Annotated in this window: 20 protein-coding genes; all 20 read left to right on the plus strand. The window is 60.6% G+C overall.

What is annotated here, in order from left to right; genetic code table 11:
* The first annotated feature begins 101 nt into the window (after nucleotides 1-101).
* The 20 genes from ACZ9H3_RS02445 (at nucleotide 102) to ACZ9H3_RS02540 (ending at nucleotide 15047) form a co-directional block, all read left to right on the plus strand.
* Entirely contained in the window at nucleotides 102-620 is a 519-nt protein-coding gene (locus ACZ9H3_RS02445; RefSeq protein ID WP_476219378.1) for a phage regulatory CII family protein, read from the plus strand.
* Complete coding sequence (locus ACZ9H3_RS02450; protein WP_476219380.1) at nucleotides 613-840, plus strand: TraR/DksA family transcriptional regulator; 228 nt, start codon at nucleotides 613-615, stop codon at nucleotides 838-840. Before ACZ9H3_RS02445 ends, ACZ9H3_RS02450 begins: the two co-directional genes overlap by 8 nt.
* Complete coding sequence (locus tag ACZ9H3_RS02455; protein WP_476219382.1) at nucleotides 830-3046, plus strand: virulence-associated E family protein; 2217 nt, start codon at nucleotides 830-832, stop codon at nucleotides 3044-3046. Before ACZ9H3_RS02450 ends, ACZ9H3_RS02455 begins: the two co-directional genes overlap by 11 nt.
* A complete protein-coding gene (locus tag ACZ9H3_RS02460) occupies nucleotides 3039-3398 on the plus strand; it encodes a PA0613 family protein (RefSeq protein ID WP_476219384.1) in 360 nt (119 codons plus the stop codon). Before ACZ9H3_RS02455 ends, ACZ9H3_RS02460 begins: the two co-directional genes overlap by 8 nt.
* A gap of 514 nt (nucleotides 3399-3912) precedes the next feature.
* On the plus strand, nucleotides 3913-4260 hold the full coding sequence (locus tag ACZ9H3_RS02465; RefSeq protein ID WP_476219386.1) for a phage holin family protein: 348 nt from the start codon (nucleotides 3913-3915) through the stop codon (nucleotides 4258-4260).
* Nucleotides 4261-4419: 159 nt separating this feature from the next.
* Nucleotides 4420-4944 carry a terminase small subunit gene (locus tag ACZ9H3_RS02470; RefSeq protein WP_476219388.1) on the plus strand — a complete coding sequence of 175 codons (525 nt, stop codon included), beginning with the start codon at nucleotides 4420-4422 and terminating at the stop codon, nucleotides 4942-4944.
* Between the two features lie 43 nt (nucleotides 4945-4987).
* Complete coding sequence (locus ACZ9H3_RS02475) at nucleotides 4988-6874, plus strand: phage terminase large subunit family protein (RefSeq protein ID WP_476219390.1); 1887 nt, start codon at nucleotides 4988-4990, stop codon at nucleotides 6872-6874.
* A 12-nt stretch (nucleotides 6875-6886) separates the two neighbouring features.
* Nucleotides 6887-7102: a hypothetical protein gene (locus ACZ9H3_RS02480; protein ID WP_036994575.1), complete on the plus strand. Its 216-nt coding sequence runs from the start codon at nucleotides 6887-6889 to the stop codon at nucleotides 7100-7102.
* A gap of 2 nt (nucleotides 7103-7104) precedes the next feature.
* On the plus strand, nucleotides 7105-8709 hold the full coding sequence (locus tag ACZ9H3_RS02485; RefSeq protein ID WP_476219393.1) for a phage portal protein: 1605 nt from the start codon (nucleotides 7105-7107) through the stop codon (nucleotides 8707-8709).
* A gap of 2 nt (nucleotides 8710-8711) precedes the next feature.
* The gene (locus tag ACZ9H3_RS02490; RefSeq protein WP_476219395.1) at nucleotides 8712-9929 is read left to right on the plus strand and encodes a S49 family peptidase; all 1218 of its coding nucleotides are present in this window, start codon (nucleotides 8712-8714) and stop codon (nucleotides 9927-9929) included.
* Nucleotides 9930-9941: 12 nt separating this feature from the next.
* Nucleotides 9942-10292, plus strand: coding sequence for a head decoration protein (locus tag ACZ9H3_RS02495; protein ID WP_476219397.1), 351 nt, complete (start codon nucleotides 9942-9944; stop codon nucleotides 10290-10292).
* A gap of 11 nt (nucleotides 10293-10303) precedes the next feature.
* Nucleotides 10304-11335 carry a major capsid protein gene (locus ACZ9H3_RS02500; RefSeq protein ID WP_476219399.1) on the plus strand — a complete coding sequence of 344 codons (1032 nt, stop codon included), beginning with the start codon at nucleotides 10304-10306 and terminating at the stop codon, nucleotides 11333-11335.
* A 1-nt stretch (nucleotide 11336) separates the two neighbouring features.
* Nucleotides 11337-11519, plus strand: coding sequence for a hypothetical protein (locus ACZ9H3_RS02505; RefSeq protein ID WP_476219401.1), 183 nt, complete (start codon nucleotides 11337-11339; stop codon nucleotides 11517-11519).
* Between the two features lie 2 nt (nucleotides 11520-11521).
* Complete coding sequence (locus tag ACZ9H3_RS02510; RefSeq protein ID WP_476219403.1) at nucleotides 11522-11842, plus strand: head-tail joining protein; 321 nt, start codon at nucleotides 11522-11524, stop codon at nucleotides 11840-11842.
* Nucleotides 11839-12501 carry a hypothetical protein gene (locus tag ACZ9H3_RS02515; RefSeq protein ID WP_476219405.1) on the plus strand — a complete coding sequence of 221 codons (663 nt, stop codon included), beginning with the start codon at nucleotides 11839-11841 and terminating at the stop codon, nucleotides 12499-12501. Before ACZ9H3_RS02510 ends, ACZ9H3_RS02515 begins: the two co-directional genes overlap by 4 nt.
* Nucleotides 12494-13024 carry a hypothetical protein gene (locus ACZ9H3_RS02520; protein ID WP_476219407.1) on the plus strand — a complete coding sequence of 177 codons (531 nt, stop codon included), beginning with the start codon at nucleotides 12494-12496 and terminating at the stop codon, nucleotides 13022-13024. The genes ACZ9H3_RS02515 and ACZ9H3_RS02520 overlap by 8 nt, the downstream gene beginning before the upstream one ends.
* Nucleotides 13021-13581, plus strand: coding sequence for a phage baseplate assembly protein V (locus tag ACZ9H3_RS02525; RefSeq protein ID WP_476219409.1), 561 nt, complete (start codon nucleotides 13021-13023; stop codon nucleotides 13579-13581). Before ACZ9H3_RS02520 ends, ACZ9H3_RS02525 begins: the two co-directional genes overlap by 4 nt.
* A gap of 50 nt (nucleotides 13582-13631) precedes the next feature.
* The gene (locus ACZ9H3_RS02530; RefSeq protein WP_476219411.1) at nucleotides 13632-13838 is read left to right on the plus strand and encodes a hypothetical protein; all 207 of its coding nucleotides are present in this window, start codon (nucleotides 13632-13634) and stop codon (nucleotides 13836-13838) included.
* A gap of 4 nt (nucleotides 13839-13842) precedes the next feature.
* Nucleotides 13843-14169, plus strand: coding sequence for a GPW/gp25 family protein (locus ACZ9H3_RS02535; RefSeq protein ID WP_476219413.1), 327 nt, complete (start codon nucleotides 13843-13845; stop codon nucleotides 14167-14169).
* Nucleotides 14166-15047 (plus strand): baseplate assembly protein, encoded by an 882-nt coding sequence (locus tag ACZ9H3_RS02540; protein ID WP_476219415.1) that lies wholly within the window; start codon nucleotides 14166-14168, stop codon nucleotides 15045-15047. The genes ACZ9H3_RS02535 and ACZ9H3_RS02540 overlap by 4 nt, the downstream gene beginning before the upstream one ends.
* The last annotated feature ends 1 nt before the right edge of the window (nucleotide 15048 follow it).

The following is a 15048-nucleotide window of genomic DNA, read 5'->3' on the forward strand; positions in this document are numbered from 1 at the left end:
GGTCTTTGGAACCTCTCCGGCGTTTGGGCCCTTTCAAGCCACGCGGCAAATGTATCACCACTGCATGCCGCTGGCACTGGCAACCTATAAGGATTAATGCCATGAGCCGAACCGCTCTGAGTTGTGTCGAGCGCGCCAAGAAGGAAATCTTGCCGCTAGATCTCGCGCTTTATCACGCTGTGCGTGAATACCCTGGCGGTGCTGCCGCCATTGCCGCCACCACCGGCCGAAATCCCACCACCCTGCAGCACAAGCTTTCACCCACGCATCCCAGCCACATCGTCAACATTCAGGAGTTTAGCGAGATCCTGGAGCTGACCAAGGACCGCCGCATACTTGATGCCGTGCATGCTTTGGTTGGCGACACGATTTGGCAGGAGCTGTCGGGTGCCTATACCGAAGACATGCCCGAGACCCTAACCATGGGTATCGCTGTGTTTTTCCGGCAAGTAGCTGATCTGTCGGAAGCGTGGGCGCGCAACATCGGTGATGGCAAGGTCGACGACCATGAGCTGGCTGAGATTCAGCAACTCGTGTTCCGAGGCATTCAGGGGTTGCTGGGGATGTACAACCGTGCCCGCTACGTCAACCAGACTACTCCGGGGGCAGGCCGTGGCTGATATTGCTGACTTCGCCAATGACCTGGTCCAAGAGCGTATTGACCGGGCACTGGCCATCCGTGGCATGTGCAAGCCAAGTACGGCCGCACATTCATTCCTGTTCTGTGAGGCCTGCGACGACCCAATCCCCGAGGCACGTCGCATCGCCATTCCAGGCTGCACTCAATGCGTTAGCTGTCAGTCCGTAGAGGAAGCCAAGGAGGCCCGCCATGCTCGATGAAGTACTCAGCCAGTTTGCCGATCACGGCCTGGAACCTGAGCAGCCACTGACATTCGGCAAGCTCACCCGTTGCAAGACGTCGCAGGACAAGGGCAAGGAAAAGAACGGGTGGTATGTGGTGCATGAGCACCACACCGAGAAGGGCGCGACGTTGATCTTCGGTAGCTTCGGCGATTGGCGCTCGGGTGAGACGCAGAAGATCAAGGTCAAAGCTGGGCGCATGACGCAGGAAGAGCGCGAAGTCATGCGCGCACGGCAGGAGGAGGCGAAGCGCAAGGCGGCTGATATCGCGGCCAACGCAGCGCGTCGAGCGGCCAAGCGTGCTGCCGGAATGTTTGCGCGCATGCCGGTAAAAGGACGCAGTGCCTACCTGGATCGCAAGCAGATCGTCGGCTTTGGTGTTCGCTATGCACCGCGCTCTGGGGCGGTGTTGGTGCCGATGTGTAACGTGCGGGATCAGATTGTCGGGCTGCAGGTGATCTTTCCCAATAAGCAAGCAGACACCGAGCGGGACAAGTCCTACTGGCCTTACGGCATGTCGAAGGAGGGCGCCTTTCACCTGATTGGGCCACACCCGGAGCCGGGCGAGCCTGTGCTGGTTTGTGAGGGCTACGCGACCGGCGCAAGCCTGCATATGGCGACCTCACTGACGGTCGCCATTGCGTTTGATGCGGGTAACCTCATGGTGGTGTCCAAGGCCATGCGCGAGCGTTTCCCGGGTCGGCCGGTGATTCTCTGCCGTGATGATGACTGGAAGACAAGGCGCCCCAACGGCGACCCTTGGAACCCAGGGAAGGAGCGGGCTGAAAACGCCGCCACGGTCGTTGGCGGGCAGGTGGTCGGGCCGATCTTCTCCGGTGAGCGTGACCCTAAGTGGACCGACTTCAATGACCTGCACTGTGCCGAAGGGTTGGAGGCAGTCCGTCGCCAGGTATTGGCGGTGGTCAAGCCACCGGCAGCGGGTGGTTGGAAAGACCAATTGGCTCGTACCGAGAGCGGCATGCTGATCGCACATATGCAGAACGTCGAGCTGATCCTTGCCAACGACGAGCGCTGGGCTGGGGTGATTGGTTTCAGCTCCTTCAGCTCGAAAATTGTGAAGCTTCGGGTCGCGCCTTATGGCGGTGGGTTGGGTGACTGGGCTGATATCGACGACATGCTGGTAATGAAGTGGCTAGCGCAGCAATACAACCTACGAGTCAAGGCGAGCCACGTGATCGAGGCGGTCAGCGTGGTCGCGCATGACCATGCGTTCCACCCGGTGAGGAACTACCTCAACAGCTTGGAGTGGGACCGCGTTCCTCGGCTCGACAGTTGGTTGACGGACATCATGGGCGTTGCACCGACTGATTACAGTTCAAAAGTCGGCAAGCGTTGGATGGTGTCGGCGGTGGGGCGGGTCATGCAGCCAGGCTGCAAGGCTGACTCGGTGATGATCCTTGAAGGTGCCCAAGGGGCTGGTAAGTCGACCGCGATGAGCGTGCTCGGTGGTGACTGGTTCATGGACACCCCGTTTGCTTTGGGCGACAAGGACGGCTTTCAGGCGATTCGCGGCAAGTGGATTGTCGAACTCGGTGAGCTGGACAGCTTCAACAAGGCTGAGTCGACCAAAGCCAAGCAGTTCTTCTCTGCCTCGACGGACACATACCGCGAGAGCTATGGCCGCAGAACAATGGACGTGCCACGCCAGTGTGTTTTCGTGGGTACGACCAACCAGGATGAATACCTCAAAGACGCCACAGGTAACCGGCGGTACTGGCCCGTGGCGTGTACCAAGGTCGACCTGGAGCAGTTACGGGCGGTGCGTGACCAGCTCTGGGCTGAGGCGATGTTCTGTTATCAGTCCGGCGATATTTGGTGGGTCAACCGGGATGAAGCGCCGCTGTTCGCCGAGGCGCAGGAGGAGCGGTTTGTTGTCGATGAGTGGGAAGGCCCGATCCTCACCTGGCTTGAGGAATCGCAGATCGGTGAAACCGCTACCGGCAGCGAGATCCTGTCTGGGGCGCTTAAGTTGGACTTCGGTCACTGGGGCAAGCCTGAGCAGATGCGTGTTGGTGCCATCATGCACCGTCTTGGATGGCGCAAGGTGCGTCAGCCAGCGCTGGCCAAGAGCGGTATCCGCCCTTGGGCCTACAAGAAGCCCGCTGAATGGGGCAGGTCGTCGGCTTTGGTCGTCAATGAAGTCGAGGAGCCTTGTTTTGATTAAGGAGATCGATGCGCAGCTGAGGGTATGGGCTCAGGAGTTGCACAGCGACCTTTCCAGTGTAGGGCTTGCGGGCGGCAACATCGTCGCGATGATGATGGAGAGCAACGGCCAGTTGATCCGTGGCAAACGAGCCAGCAAAGCGCCGCTGGAGAGTTCGCTCGATATCGAGCTGATCGTGACCAAACACCTTGATGAGCAGTTGGCTACGGTTGTGCGCGAGCACTACTGCAGTTTTGACTCGAACATGCGGCTCAGATACGCACACTGTGGTTGTGGGCGCGATACCTATTATCAGCGGCTGCACGATGCACACCTGTTCATCTACCAGACCTTGATGGGGCGGGCCGCTTGATCTCTGCCCTGGCTCCGTCTGCTGGTGTCCAACTGTCCCGCCTTGTCCGGCTGCATTTTCAATCAGCAGGACAAGCGCGGGCCTTGTCTTTATTGGGCTGTCCTACTGTCCGACCTTCCTGCACGTCACACACATGTGTGCGTAGCGGGAGTGCATACGCGCCACGGGCGCGCACGCGTGCTTTTAAGTTTTCCTCTTTACGCGAGAAAGAAGCAATAAAGGTAGGACAGTAGGTCAAAGCCTTGTATTTAGGCGCCTGTAGCTGTCCTGCCTGACCTGAATGCAGTGAGACAAGTAGGACAGCACATCAGAGCGAAGGCCGTAATAGGGATATTCACCGACATTCGCCAGACATAACCCAGACATTCACCGGGTGGCATTAAAACAGGCTTGCTGCCACCGGAATCGACCTGTAAAAAGTACCTATCTTCGATACGTGCGACCGCAGATAGCGGCATGCGCAACACACCAAACCCGGCCACCGCGCCGGGTTTTTTGCATTCTGGGGGAAGCGATGACGAACGAGCAGCAAACGCTGATTGAGATGCCGATCTGGATGGTCATCGTACTGTCCCTGGTCGGCGGGGTGTCGGGCGAGATGTGGCGGGCCGACAAGGCTGGTGTGCGCGGCTGGGGGCTAATGCGGCGAATCGTCTTGCGGTCGGGGGCCTGCATTGTCTGCGGGCTGTCGACCATCATGCTGCTGTACTCGTTGGGCGTATCGATCTGGGCAGCGGGGGCGGTGGGGTGTCTGACGGCAATGGCCGGTGCCGATGTCGCCATCGGGCTTTACGAACGCTGGGCTGCCAAGCGGCTGGGCGTTTGCGATGTGCCTCCATCGAACGGCGGGGTTGGCCAGTGAGCCGGGCGGCAACCCGCGCTGCCGAGCCAGTGGGCGGGGGTGGGGATTAGTGATTTTTGGGTCCTCCCTCCGGCCCGCCCCCTACACGGGTACGCAGACTCGCGGAATCTCTGCAGCTGAGGTGTGCGCAGGGATGTCCGTCTTTTCAAGGACTTAGCAATGGGCAGGACAGTCAGCAAGGCCGAACTCGGTGAGATCGTCGGTCGAGATGAGCGCACCCTCAGCCGCTGGCAGAAAGACGGAATGCCGGTGATCGAGTTTGGCGTAGGGCGCGGCAACGAAAACCAGTACGACACCCAGGCGGTGATCGAGTGGCTCATGCGCCAGGCTGCGTTGAACGGCAAGAAAGAAAGTACACGGGATCGGCTAGACCGGCTGCGCGGCGACCGCGAAGAGCTGGCGCTGGCAAAGGACCTAGGCGAGGTTGTGATCGAGGCAGAGATGGTTTCCCGTTTCGAGGCAGTCATCACTGCCGCCAAGATTGAGTTGCTGAATACCCTGCCGGATGAGTTGGCAGCAACCTTGTCCGCTCAGTACGGCGTCGAAGTCGACGACCAACTGATTCGCGAGCCCATCGAACTAATACTCAGGAGGTTGTCCGCGTATGACGAGGATGACGATGATCCCGAATGGGATCCTGACGAGCCGGACGATGAGGAGGGCTCTGAAGAAGACGGCGAGTAAGGGCATCAGCCGGGCTTGCCGAAAATGGGCGCCGCCACCACGTATGAGCATCATTGAATGGGCCACCAAGTACCGTTATCTCTCAACCGAAGAGGCGGGCAAGCCTGGTAAGTACCGCTTCGATGTCACGCCTCACTTGGTCTGGCCGGGTGGGCCGCTGGAGGCCTTGGACGATCCGAATGTGTTTGAGATCGTTGGTCGCAAGTCCGCTCAGGTTGCCTGGACATCGGGTGTGATGGGTAACGCCATCGGCAAGTGGATCGACCTTGATCCATCTCCGATCCTGATTCTGTTTCCCAAGGCTGAAGCGGCCAAGCAGTACGTCGCGGAAAAGCTGGAGCCGATGATCGCGGCGACTAAGCGCTTGCGCAAAAAGGTCGATCTCCGCAGCCGAAAGCTGCAGCAACGCCAGGACTTCAAACGGTTCCCTGGCGGTTTCCTCAAGATGGTCGGCTCAAACAGCCCGTCCAGTGTGAAATCCACTCCGGTACCTCGGGTCGCAGTAGAGGAGCCGGACGACTGCAACCTTAACCTGCGGGGGCAGGGGGACAGTATCAAGCTGGCCAAGGAACGCCTCAAAACGTTCCGGCGGTCCAAGATCATCATCGGCGGTACCCCTACCATCAAGGGGCTGTCAGCGATTGACGCTGAGCTGGAGCTGTCGGACAAGCGCATTGGCCTGGTGCCATGCCATGGTTGCGGCCAGTCGCATGCACTGAGCTTCGAGCACCTGCATTGCGACGAGGATCCCAGCTACTTCCATGAGGTTTACGGCAAGCGTCGGCCGGAAACGGCGTACTACGCCTGCCCTCATTGCGGCGAGATCTGGGATGACCACCAGAAGAATGCCAACCTCCAGAACGGCCGCTGGGAGGCCACCGCAGAGTTCCGGGGGATTGCGGGCTACATCCTGAATGAGCTGTATGCCACGTTCCATGGCTCTCGCTTTGAAGTGCTCATGGAGAAGAAACTCCAGGCCGAACACGCAGCGTCGAACGGTAACCACGGGCCGATGATCGCGTTCACCAACAGCCAGATGGGCGAGTGCTACGAGTACAAGAGCAATGCGCCCAAGACCGATGAGCTGGAGAAACGCGCCGAACCTTACGCCGAGTTGACCGCACCGAAAGGTGTCCTTTTGGTCACTGTCGGTGTGGACGTTCAAGGCGACCGCCTGGCCCTGGTGATCGTGGGCTGGGGCAGGGGTGAAGAGTCTTGGCGGTTGTATTGGGGCGAGTTGGAGGGCAATCCGATTGACCCACACGATCCAGTGTGGACCGAACTCGACAAGATCATCGCCACCCCCATCACCGCCGAGGGCGGCGCTCAGCTTGCCGTTTCGGCGGTCAGTGTCGACAGCTCCGACGGTAACACCAGCGATGCGGTCTACACCTACGTGCGGGACCGACAGCGCTTCAACATCATGGCGATCAAGGGCGCATCGATCGACAGCCGAGACCGGGAGATTTTCACTAAACCGGCCCAGTCGGCGGACACCAGCCAGGACAACACCAAGGCCGCCAAGTACGGTCTGCGGGTCTACATCGTTGGCACCCACAAGGCCAAGACGTTGATCGACGGCCGCATGCGACTCTCGGGCAGCGGGCCCGGCCGCATGCACTGGTACAGCGAGATCCGTGCTGACTACTACGAGCAGGTGACCAATGAGGTGCTGGCGCCGCACCCTCGACAGCCAAGCAAGATGGTCTGGCAGAAAAAGGCCGGGCGCCGTAACGAAGCTTTGGACTGCGAGGTGTATGCCCTGCACGCGGCGCGCAGCCTTAAGACCCACCTGCTGCGCGATCACGAATGGGACCAGCTGGAGCAACAACAGCTTCAGCCTACCCTCTTCAACACTGAGCAGGCGGTAGCGCCGGTGCCTCGCCGCGCAGTTACTCGCGGGCGTGGTACTCGGAGCCGCGTCAGCTAATCGAGGTTCACCATGACAGAAGCACAACAGCGCCTTGCGGAAGTTCGGGCGGCGATCTCGGCTGTCCTGAAAAACGGCCAGCGCCTGCGCCGGGCGGATCGTGAGGTACAGATGGCCGAACTCAACAGCCTGCGTCTGCTGGAGAAGCAGTATGCCGAGCAGGTTGCCGCTGAAGCAGCAGCGCTCCAGCGGCGTGGCCGTAACCGCGTTTCGTACGTGAGGGTTTAAGCATGGCCTTCTGGAAGCGTGAAAGCGCAGCCGATCAGCTGATGCGCGAAGCCCTGAAACTTGCCAAGGCTACGGTGGGCGGCCAGCAGATCGTTGCCCAGGGCGGCGGCGGTGGGGTTGAAACCCGTTGGCGCGGTGCCTCGCGGATGCTCCGTAGCATGGCTAGCTGGATCCCAGGCTTGGGAAGCCCGCGCCGCGACTTCAATCAGAACGAGCGGCGGATGCTGGTGGCTCGCTCCCGTGACGCCATGCGCAACCATCTGATCGCCCGAGCGGCAATCACGCGGCTGCGTACCAACGTCGTCGGCACCGGCCTGGTCTGTCGTGCTCAGGTTGACCATGAGGCGCTTGGCATTAGCGAAGCGGCGGCGGACGACTTGAACGGCGCGCTTGACCGCCTGTGGTCTTTGTATGCCGATGACCCACGGGAGTGTGATGCCGAGGCCACGCTCAACCATTACCAACTCCAAGCGTTGGTGCTGGTGTCGTCAATGGTCGCAGGCGATGTGTTCGTGGCCAGCCCGGATCAAGAGCGTCCCGGTTGCATCTTCAGCACGCGCCTGCAGTTGATCGAATCCGACCGGGTCAGCAACCCGAATGCCGGCCTGGATCGGTTCGACCTGGTCGATGGCGTCGAGTTCGATGGGCTGGGTTCGCCAGTGGCTTACCACGTGTGCACCGGTTATGTCGGCGAGCATCTGGCCGGTAAGCCCCTGAGCTGGGAACGGCTGACGGTGTTCGGTGCCGAGACTGGCCGCCGCCGCGTGCTGCATGTTCTAGCAGACAAGGAGCGACCCGGCCAGAAGCGGGGCATGCCTTACCTGGCACCGGTACTCGAACCCCTGCAGAAGCTTGAACGTTACGCCAGTGCTGAGTTAATGGCGGCCGTGATCTCGGCCATGTTTACAGTGTTCATCAAGAAAACCGGCGACTTCCAGGCAGGCAACCTACCAATGAGTGCCTTGGCTGAAGAAACCCCAGGCGGGGACGACACCACCGACGGCGAGCTCGCCTTGGGCGAGGGCGCCGTGGTTGACCTCGGGGTAGGCGAGGAACCGGTAGTTGCCAACCCCGGTCGACCCAATGCCCAGTTCGACCCGTTTTTCACCGCTGTAGTGAAGGAAATCGGCGCTGCCCTGGAACTGCCGCTGGAAGAGCTGCTGCTTCACTACAGCAGCAGCTACAGCGCTGCCCGAGCGGCGATGCTGCAGGCCTGGCGCTTCTACAGCTTGCGTCGCTGGTGGCTTGCCTGCGACTTCTGCCAACCCAGCCGCGAGTTGATTATCGACGAAGCCGTGGCCAGGGGCCTGATTGATTTGCCTGGCTACAGCGACCCAGCCAAGCGCAAGGCCTATTGCCAGGCCATCTGGATCGGTCCCGCACGGGGTGCCATCGACGAGCTCAAGGAGGCCAATGCCGCCGGCAAGCGAATCGAAATTGGGGTTAGCAACGAGACTCTGGAGACCGCCGCGATGACTGGCGAACCCTGGCAGCAGGTGTTCCGTCAGCGTGTGCGTGAGGTCGAGCAGCGCCGTAAGCACAACCTGCAGGCCCTTCCCAAGAGCGGGCTGGAAAATCCGTCTGATTCCAAATCTGAAGAGGAATAAGCATGCGAGCATTTGAGCTGGCTGCTTCGCAGCCTTGGCTGATGCTGCCCGACGCCCTTGATAATCTGCTGACCATTTCAGATCGCATGGGCGATCCGATGGCGCTGGCGACCAAGCGCGGCGAGCGTCTAGAAGACACCCGCAAAGTTACCCTGCGCAACGGTGTTGCGGTGGTTCCAGTTGTTGGCCCGATCTTCCGCTACGCCAACCTGTTTACCGAGATCAGTGGTGCAACCAGCACCCAGGTCTTGGCCACAGACATTCAGCGAGCGCTGGATGACCCGAAGGTCAGAGCCATCGTGCTCAACATCGACAGCCCTGGCGGCGTGGCCTCCGGCATCAACGAATTGGCAGAGATGATCTTTGCCGGTCGCTCCCGCAAGCGCATCGTCGCGTACATCGGTGGCATTGGAGCGAGTGCTGCCTACTGGATCGCGTCGGCAGCCGGCGAAATCGTCATCGATGAAGCAAGTCTTGCCGGGAGCATCGGCGTCGTCGTCGAGGCGGTTGTGGAGAGTGACGCTGCCAATGGGCGCAAGCGTTACCAGATCGTCAGCCGCAACGCCCCGAACAAGCGACCTGACCTCTCCACCGAGGAAGGGCGCGCCAAGATCGGCGAGACCATCGACGCGCTGGGCGATGTCTTCGTGGGCAAGGTCGCTCGCAACCTTGGCGTCGACGCCGAGAAAGTGCCCGAGATGGGCGACCACGGCGGGCTGCGTGTCGGCGTCGACGCCGTCAAGTCCGGCCTGGCCCATCGGGTGGGCTCGCTCGAATCCCTGATCACCGAACTGGCCAAGCCAGCCATCAACTCACCAAGGATACACACCATGACCACCGTCAAGACCACGGCAGAACTGCGTGCGGCAATTGCAGCTGGCACCGACCCCAACACCATTGAGATTGCCCAGGCCGATCAGCCTGACACCGCTGCGATCCGAACTGAAGCGGCGGCAGCCGAGCGTGAACGCATCAAGGGCATCAATGCCTTGGCCAGCAAAGGCTTCGAGAAGGAAATCGAGGCCGCTATCGATGACGGCTCGTCTGTTGAGGCCACCGCGCTTCAGCTGTTCAAGGCTGCCCAAGATCGCGGTATTTCGCTGTCCGCCATCAAGAACGATGCGCAGGGCGCTACTGGAACTACCCCGACCGGCGACGGCAAACAAGGCGAACGTAAGGCCGCCGTCAGTGCAATCGTTGCAGGCGCCTCGCGCCGCTGACAGGAGATCCCCATGAGCAACCCCGAACGTAAATCTTATCTGCCGAGCCAGCTGTCTGCTGGTGACTTTCCCATCGCCATGGATACCGGCGTGATCGCGGCTGGCCAGGAGCTGCCGCGTGGCGCGGTACTTGGTCAGGTCACGGCCTCGAAAGAGTACCTGCTGTGCAAGGCCGCTGCCGAGGATGGCTCGCAAGTACCGCTCGCCATCCTTGACCAGGACGTCGACACCAGCGGGGGGGCGAAAAGCGCCCCGATCCGCCTGACCGGCCAAGTGCTGGGCAGCCAACTCACCCTTGGCGAGGGTTTGACCCTGGCCGCTGCGAAGGCCGCGTTGCGACCTCTCTGCCTCTTCATTCGCTGACCGGAGCACCCATGACCGATATTTTCGACACCCTGACCATGCTGGAAGCCGTCGAGCAGATGGCAACGCCGCGGCGCTTTCTGATGAATACCTTCTTCAATGCCGCCAACCCGGTGACCTTTGGTACCGAAGCGGTGACCATCGACATCATCAAGGGGCAGCGCAAGATGGCTCCGTTCGTTCACCCGTCCCTGCCTGGCAGTATCTCGCTGCGCAATGGCTTCAGTTCGGACACGTATAAGCCACCATACATCCAACCGAAGCGCGAGACTCGTGCCGAACAGATCCTCAAGCGAGCTGCCGGTGACAACCCGTACTCTTCGCGTACCCCGTTGGAGCGTGCAGGTGAGCAACTGGGGCGCGACCTGGTCGAGCTTGACGACGAGATCACCCGCCGTGAGGAGTGGATGTGTGCTCAGGCACTCAGCACAGGTCGAGTTCGCGTGTTGGGTGATGGCGTTGATGACACCATCGACTTTCTGATGGAAGACAGCCACAAAGTCACCTTGGCCGCCGGCCGCTGGAACACCTCGGACTCCGACCCCATCGCTAACCTGCGGCAGTGGAAGCGCCTGATCGCTAAAGACTCGGGCCGTACCGGCAACGTTGCGGTGCTCAGCGGTGAGGCCCAAGACGCGTTTCAGAGCAATGACGCCGTGCTGAAGCAGCTCAACTCTCGCCGTGTGGACATGGGCTTGATCAAGCCAGAGCTGCTGCCGGATGGCGTGACTTACCTTGGTTACCTGAATGATCCAGGCATCGATCTGTACGTGTATGACGAGTGGTACCTGGATGATGAGGGTGATGAACAGCAGATGGTGCCTACAGGCGGGCTGATCCTCGGCTCGACTTCGACGCGTAACGCGATGTTGTACGGCGCAATTCAGGACATCGAAGCCATTGAGAGCGGCTTGGTGGAAGCTGTGCGCTTCCCGAAAAGCTGGGTCACCAAAGACCCAAGCGCTCGTTGGTTGAAGCTGCAGAGCGCCGCACTGGCCGGCATGCTCGAACCAAACGCTTTCCTCTATGCCAAGGTGGTGTGACATGGCCGCGAAAATCGAATACGTCGTGATTGATGGCTGCATCCAGGATGGTGCCAAGGTCGTCCGCAAGGGCGAAATTTATGTGCCAGCCAGCAAGGAGCTCGCCGAAGAGCTGATCGAAGAAGGCAAGATCGCTCCTCGCGGCAAGCTTCCCGCCAAAGATGAACAGGACGATGGTGACTGACCATGGCCTTCCGTGACCACGTGGCAGTGATGGACGAGCAACTGCTGGAGGTCCTGGGCGATGAAGCCTTCATTGAGGGTCGCGACGAGCCTGTACCGGGATTTTTATCGGCACCTTGGCTGCAGCCCAAGTTTGGCAAGATCAACACCGGCATAAGAGAGCCGGTGTTTGCGGTGCGCATCACCGACTCAGTCGGCATCACGTCCGGTCAAAGCCTGATCAGTGATCTGCCCCCAGAGGATGGTGGAGGCAAGTACATCATCGTCAAGCTGGAGCCGGACGGCACCGGCTGGGTCCATCTGGTGCTCAGGGAGGTCCGATGAGTGTAGGCAGCTATTACAAGCAGTCAGCCCGTGAAGGCATGATCACCTTGCAGCCGTCGGCTACCGATCTGCAGGCGTTCAAAGACTTCGCAAATGTAGTGCCAAAAGCAGCTGCAGCCGCCCAGCGCCGGGCGATCAATAAAACCTTGCGTTGGCTGCGCAAGGAGATTGCTGGCGCTGTAGGTCGACAGGAGCGCATTGCCGTTTCGGCCGTTCGGCAACGCCTGAGAGCTTACCCCACTAAAGGTAGCGAAGGAGGCAAGCTTTGGTTTGGTATCAACCCTATCGAGGCCAGCCGAATTGGGCGACCGCGCCAAACTCGCACGGGTGTTTCGGTGGCGGGGCGACGGTATCAGGGTGCTTTTTTCAAGCGCGTATATGGCAGTCGCGCGGACATCTGGATTCGCACGCATAGCAAACACTTTGATGCGGCTGACTATCCCCATAGTGAGGTCGGCAAGGGTGGGCGGACGGGCTGGATCTCAGAGTCTGAAAACGACAGTCGTTACCCTCTCGCTAAAGCCAAGGTGTCCCTGGATGACGTGCGGCCTCACTTTGACGAATGGGTTAAGCGAGCTGATCAGCGCTTGCTGGATGTGCTCCGGCAGGAACTGAACTATGAGCTTCAGAAGTACCTCGGAGGGATAAAACGTGTCTGATGAGCCGTTTAGTTTGGATGTCCTGTATGGCGCCATTGAACAGCATATTCGCGATGCCATCGCGGGGCTGGAGTACGTGGGGACCATGCCGGACATGCTCCAGCGTGTGGCTGTTCCAGCAGTGGTGCTGGAGTTGACTGAGCTGGAGCCTGGTGAGGATCAGGGCACGGGTGAAACAGCACTGATCGCTCGTTTCGAGGCCCGGGTGATCGTCGAGTCAGAGCGTGAGCAGTGCCATCAGCAGGCTGCCTTCTCGGCTTCGCAGCTTGCTGTGCTGCTGCGTATGCAGACTTGGGGGCTGGAAGTCGGGCATGCCGAGTTCGTCCGTGCGGTTCAGGATTGGACTCGCCCGGAGCTGGATAGCTATGCCGTGTGGGTCGTCGAGTGGACTCAGCCGATCTGGCTCGGCCAAGAGGAATGGCCGTGGCCTGATCAGCCGCCTGGTTCGCTGGTGTTCGGCTTCAGTCCTGAAACTGGCCCAGGCAGTGAAGGCAACTATCAGTCGCCGGAGCAGATGGAGTGAGCTACGCAGGCGCAGTCCATGACCGCATGATCGCGGGCCTGATCATTCCGTGCAGCGTGGTCGGTGTTGATCTGGCTGCGGCGATGGTGCGGGTTTCTGACGGTGCTGGCTGGACCAGCGCCTGGGTGCGTTGGCACAGCCAGGCTGCTGGCAAAGCGCGCCATTGGCGAGCCCCAAGCATGGGCGAGCAGGGCGCTTTGATCAGTCCGAGTGGCGAACCTGCGCAGGGCACATTCGTGCCGGGGCTGTATGGCAACGCCGGTGCCCAACCGGACAACCGCGACCACGTCGAAGTGTGGCGCTTCGACGATGGCGGTTCGCTGGTCTACGACTGGCAAGCCAAGAGCTACAGCATCAATCTGCCCAGCGGCACAGTGACCATCAAAGTCGGTGGTAGCAGTGCGGTCGTTACGGATAACGCGATTGATGCTGCAGCCGCCAACATCACGTTGACCGGTGCCGTGCAGATCAATGGCGCGTTACGGGTGACGGGCGATATCAATGGTGGCGGCAAGATCATTGATACCGGCGGCAACACCCCGAACCACAAGCACTAGATCAACCCAAGCCCGCCAAGTGCGGGTTTTTTAATGCCTGGAGAAAAGATATGGCTACCCCGAAGAAGGCCGAAGCACAACCTGCTGACGCCGGAATGTTGGTGTTCCGAGACACGGTCTACACCTCCCGTGTGCTGATCCTGCCGGACGGTCGCCAGTTGGCGGTCGCCCGTGGCCGGGTGTCGGTGCAGCCTGACGACGCCGTCGCCCTCGAATACCTCGGCAAGCACCCAGACCTGAAGCCGCTGCAGGAGTAATCCCATGATCGGAGTGGACCGACGCACAGGCCAACCGCTGTCTGGCATCGAGCATCTGCGGCAGTCCATCGAAGACATTCTTAGTACGCCGCTCGGCAGTCGGCGCATGCGCCCGGAGTACGGCAGCAAGCTACGGCGTTTTGTCGACCTGCCGGTAAACGACGGTTGGAAAAGCGCGGTACAGGCTGAGGTGGCGCGTGCGTTGGGTCGCTGGGAGCCGCGCCTGAAGCTGGAGCGCGTTCGGGTGATTGCAGTAGTGGGCGGCAAGATCACGTTCCAGCTGACTGGGCAGTACCGGGGCGACAGTGCAATTTTGGAGGTGACGGCATGAGTGTCGTGGATTTGTCGGCGCTGCCCGCGCCTCAGGTGCTGGAAGACCTTAACTTTGAAGAGGTCTATCAGGAAGACCTTTCGACCTTTCGGTTGCACATGGGTGATAACTGGAACGCTGCGTTGGAAAGCGATCCGGTAACCAAGCTGCTGGAAGTCGGCGCCTACCGGAAGCTTGGTTACCGGGCACGCGTCAACGATGCCGCCAAGGCGCTGATGCTGGCTCATGCCAAGCGAGGCGACCTTGATCAGTTGGCCGCCAACGTTGAACTCAAGCGGCTGGTGGTACAGGCCGAGGATTTGAATGCTGTCCCACCGGTTGCCGAAGTCCTCGAGGAAGACGACGCCCTGCGCGAGCGGGTGCAAATGGTCTATGAAGGCCTGACCACGGCCGGGCCACGGAACAGCTACATCCTGCATGCACGCAATGCCTCGGGCCTGGTGGCCGACGCCACCGCCGAAAGCCCCTCACCTGCAGTTGTGGATGTGACGGTGCTGAGCTTGGACGGCGAGGGCGAAGCCAGTCCCGAGCTGTTGGCCGAGGTGGCCTATCAGCTCAACGATGACGACGTGCGGCCAGTGGGGGATCGGTTAAATGTGCGTAGCGCCGAGGTGCTTCGCTATCGGATTGATGCCGTGTTGTACCTGACCGGTACCGGGCCGGAGAACGAGGCGACACTGGCCGAGTGCAAACGTCGCCTGCAGGCCTGGATCAACCCACGGCGCCGACTGGGTGTCGAGGTCTCGCGCTCGGCTATTGATGCGCAGTTGCACATCAGTGGCGTTAAGCGGGTGGATCTGGCGGGCTGGGCGGATATTCAACCCACCAAGGCCCAGGCTGCCTGGTGTACCGGTTTTGAACTGACGCGGGGAGGCTGAC

The organism is Pseudomonas sp. TE3910 (assembly GCF_056279025.1).

What these genes read in the sequence shown, in the direction of transcription:
- ACZ9H3_RS02490 (WP_476219395.1), top strand. Translation starts at nt 8,712, where the DNA reads ATGCGAGCATTTGAGCTGGCTGCTTCGCAGCCTTGGCTGATGCTGCCC.
- ACZ9H3_RS02530 (WP_476219411.1), top strand. Translation starts at nt 13,632, where the DNA reads ATGGCTACCCCGAAGAAGGCCGAAGCACAACCTGCTGACGCCGGAATG.
- ACZ9H3_RS02470 (WP_476219388.1), top strand. Translation starts at nt 4,420, where the DNA reads ATGGGCAGGACAGTCAGCAAGGCCGAACTCGGTGAGATCGTCGGTCGA.
- ACZ9H3_RS02510 (WP_476219403.1), top strand. Translation starts at nt 11,522, where the DNA reads ATGGCCTTCCGTGACCACGTGGCAGTGATGGACGAGCAACTGCTGGAG.
- ACZ9H3_RS02535 (WP_476219413.1), top strand. Translation starts at nt 13,843, where the DNA reads ATGATCGGAGTGGACCGACGCACAGGCCAACCGCTGTCTGGCATCGAG.
- ACZ9H3_RS02500 (WP_476219399.1), top strand. Translation starts at nt 10,304, where the DNA reads ATGACCGATATTTTCGACACCCTGACCATGCTGGAAGCCGTCGAGCAG.
- ACZ9H3_RS02540 (WP_476219415.1), top strand. Translation starts at nt 14,166, where the DNA reads ATGAGTGTCGTGGATTTGTCGGCGCTGCCCGCGCCTCAGGTGCTGGAA.
- ACZ9H3_RS02455 (WP_476219382.1), top strand. Translation starts at nt 830, where the DNA reads ATGCTCGATGAAGTACTCAGCCAGTTTGCCGATCACGGCCTGGAACCT.
- ACZ9H3_RS02475 (WP_476219390.1), top strand. Translation starts at nt 4,988, where the DNA reads ATGAGCATCATTGAATGGGCCACCAAGTACCGTTATCTCTCAACCGAA.
- ACZ9H3_RS02505 (WP_476219401.1), top strand. Translation starts at nt 11,337, where the DNA reads ATGGCCGCGAAAATCGAATACGTCGTGATTGATGGCTGCATCCAGGAT.
- ACZ9H3_RS02495 (WP_476219397.1), top strand. Translation starts at nt 9,942, where the DNA reads ATGAGCAACCCCGAACGTAAATCTTATCTGCCGAGCCAGCTGTCTGCT.
- ACZ9H3_RS02465 (WP_476219386.1), top strand. Translation starts at nt 3,913, where the DNA reads ATGACGAACGAGCAGCAAACGCTGATTGAGATGCCGATCTGGATGGTC.
- ACZ9H3_RS02485 (WP_476219393.1), top strand. Translation starts at nt 7,105, where the DNA reads ATGGCCTTCTGGAAGCGTGAAAGCGCAGCCGATCAGCTGATGCGCGAA.
- ACZ9H3_RS02480 (WP_036994575.1), top strand. Translation starts at nt 6,887, where the DNA reads ATGACAGAAGCACAACAGCGCCTTGCGGAAGTTCGGGCGGCGATCTCG.
- ACZ9H3_RS02445 (WP_476219378.1), top strand. Translation starts at nt 102, where the DNA reads ATGAGCCGAACCGCTCTGAGTTGTGTCGAGCGCGCCAAGAAGGAAATC.
- ACZ9H3_RS02515 (WP_476219405.1), top strand. Translation starts at nt 11,839, where the DNA reads ATGAGTGTAGGCAGCTATTACAAGCAGTCAGCCCGTGAAGGCATGATC.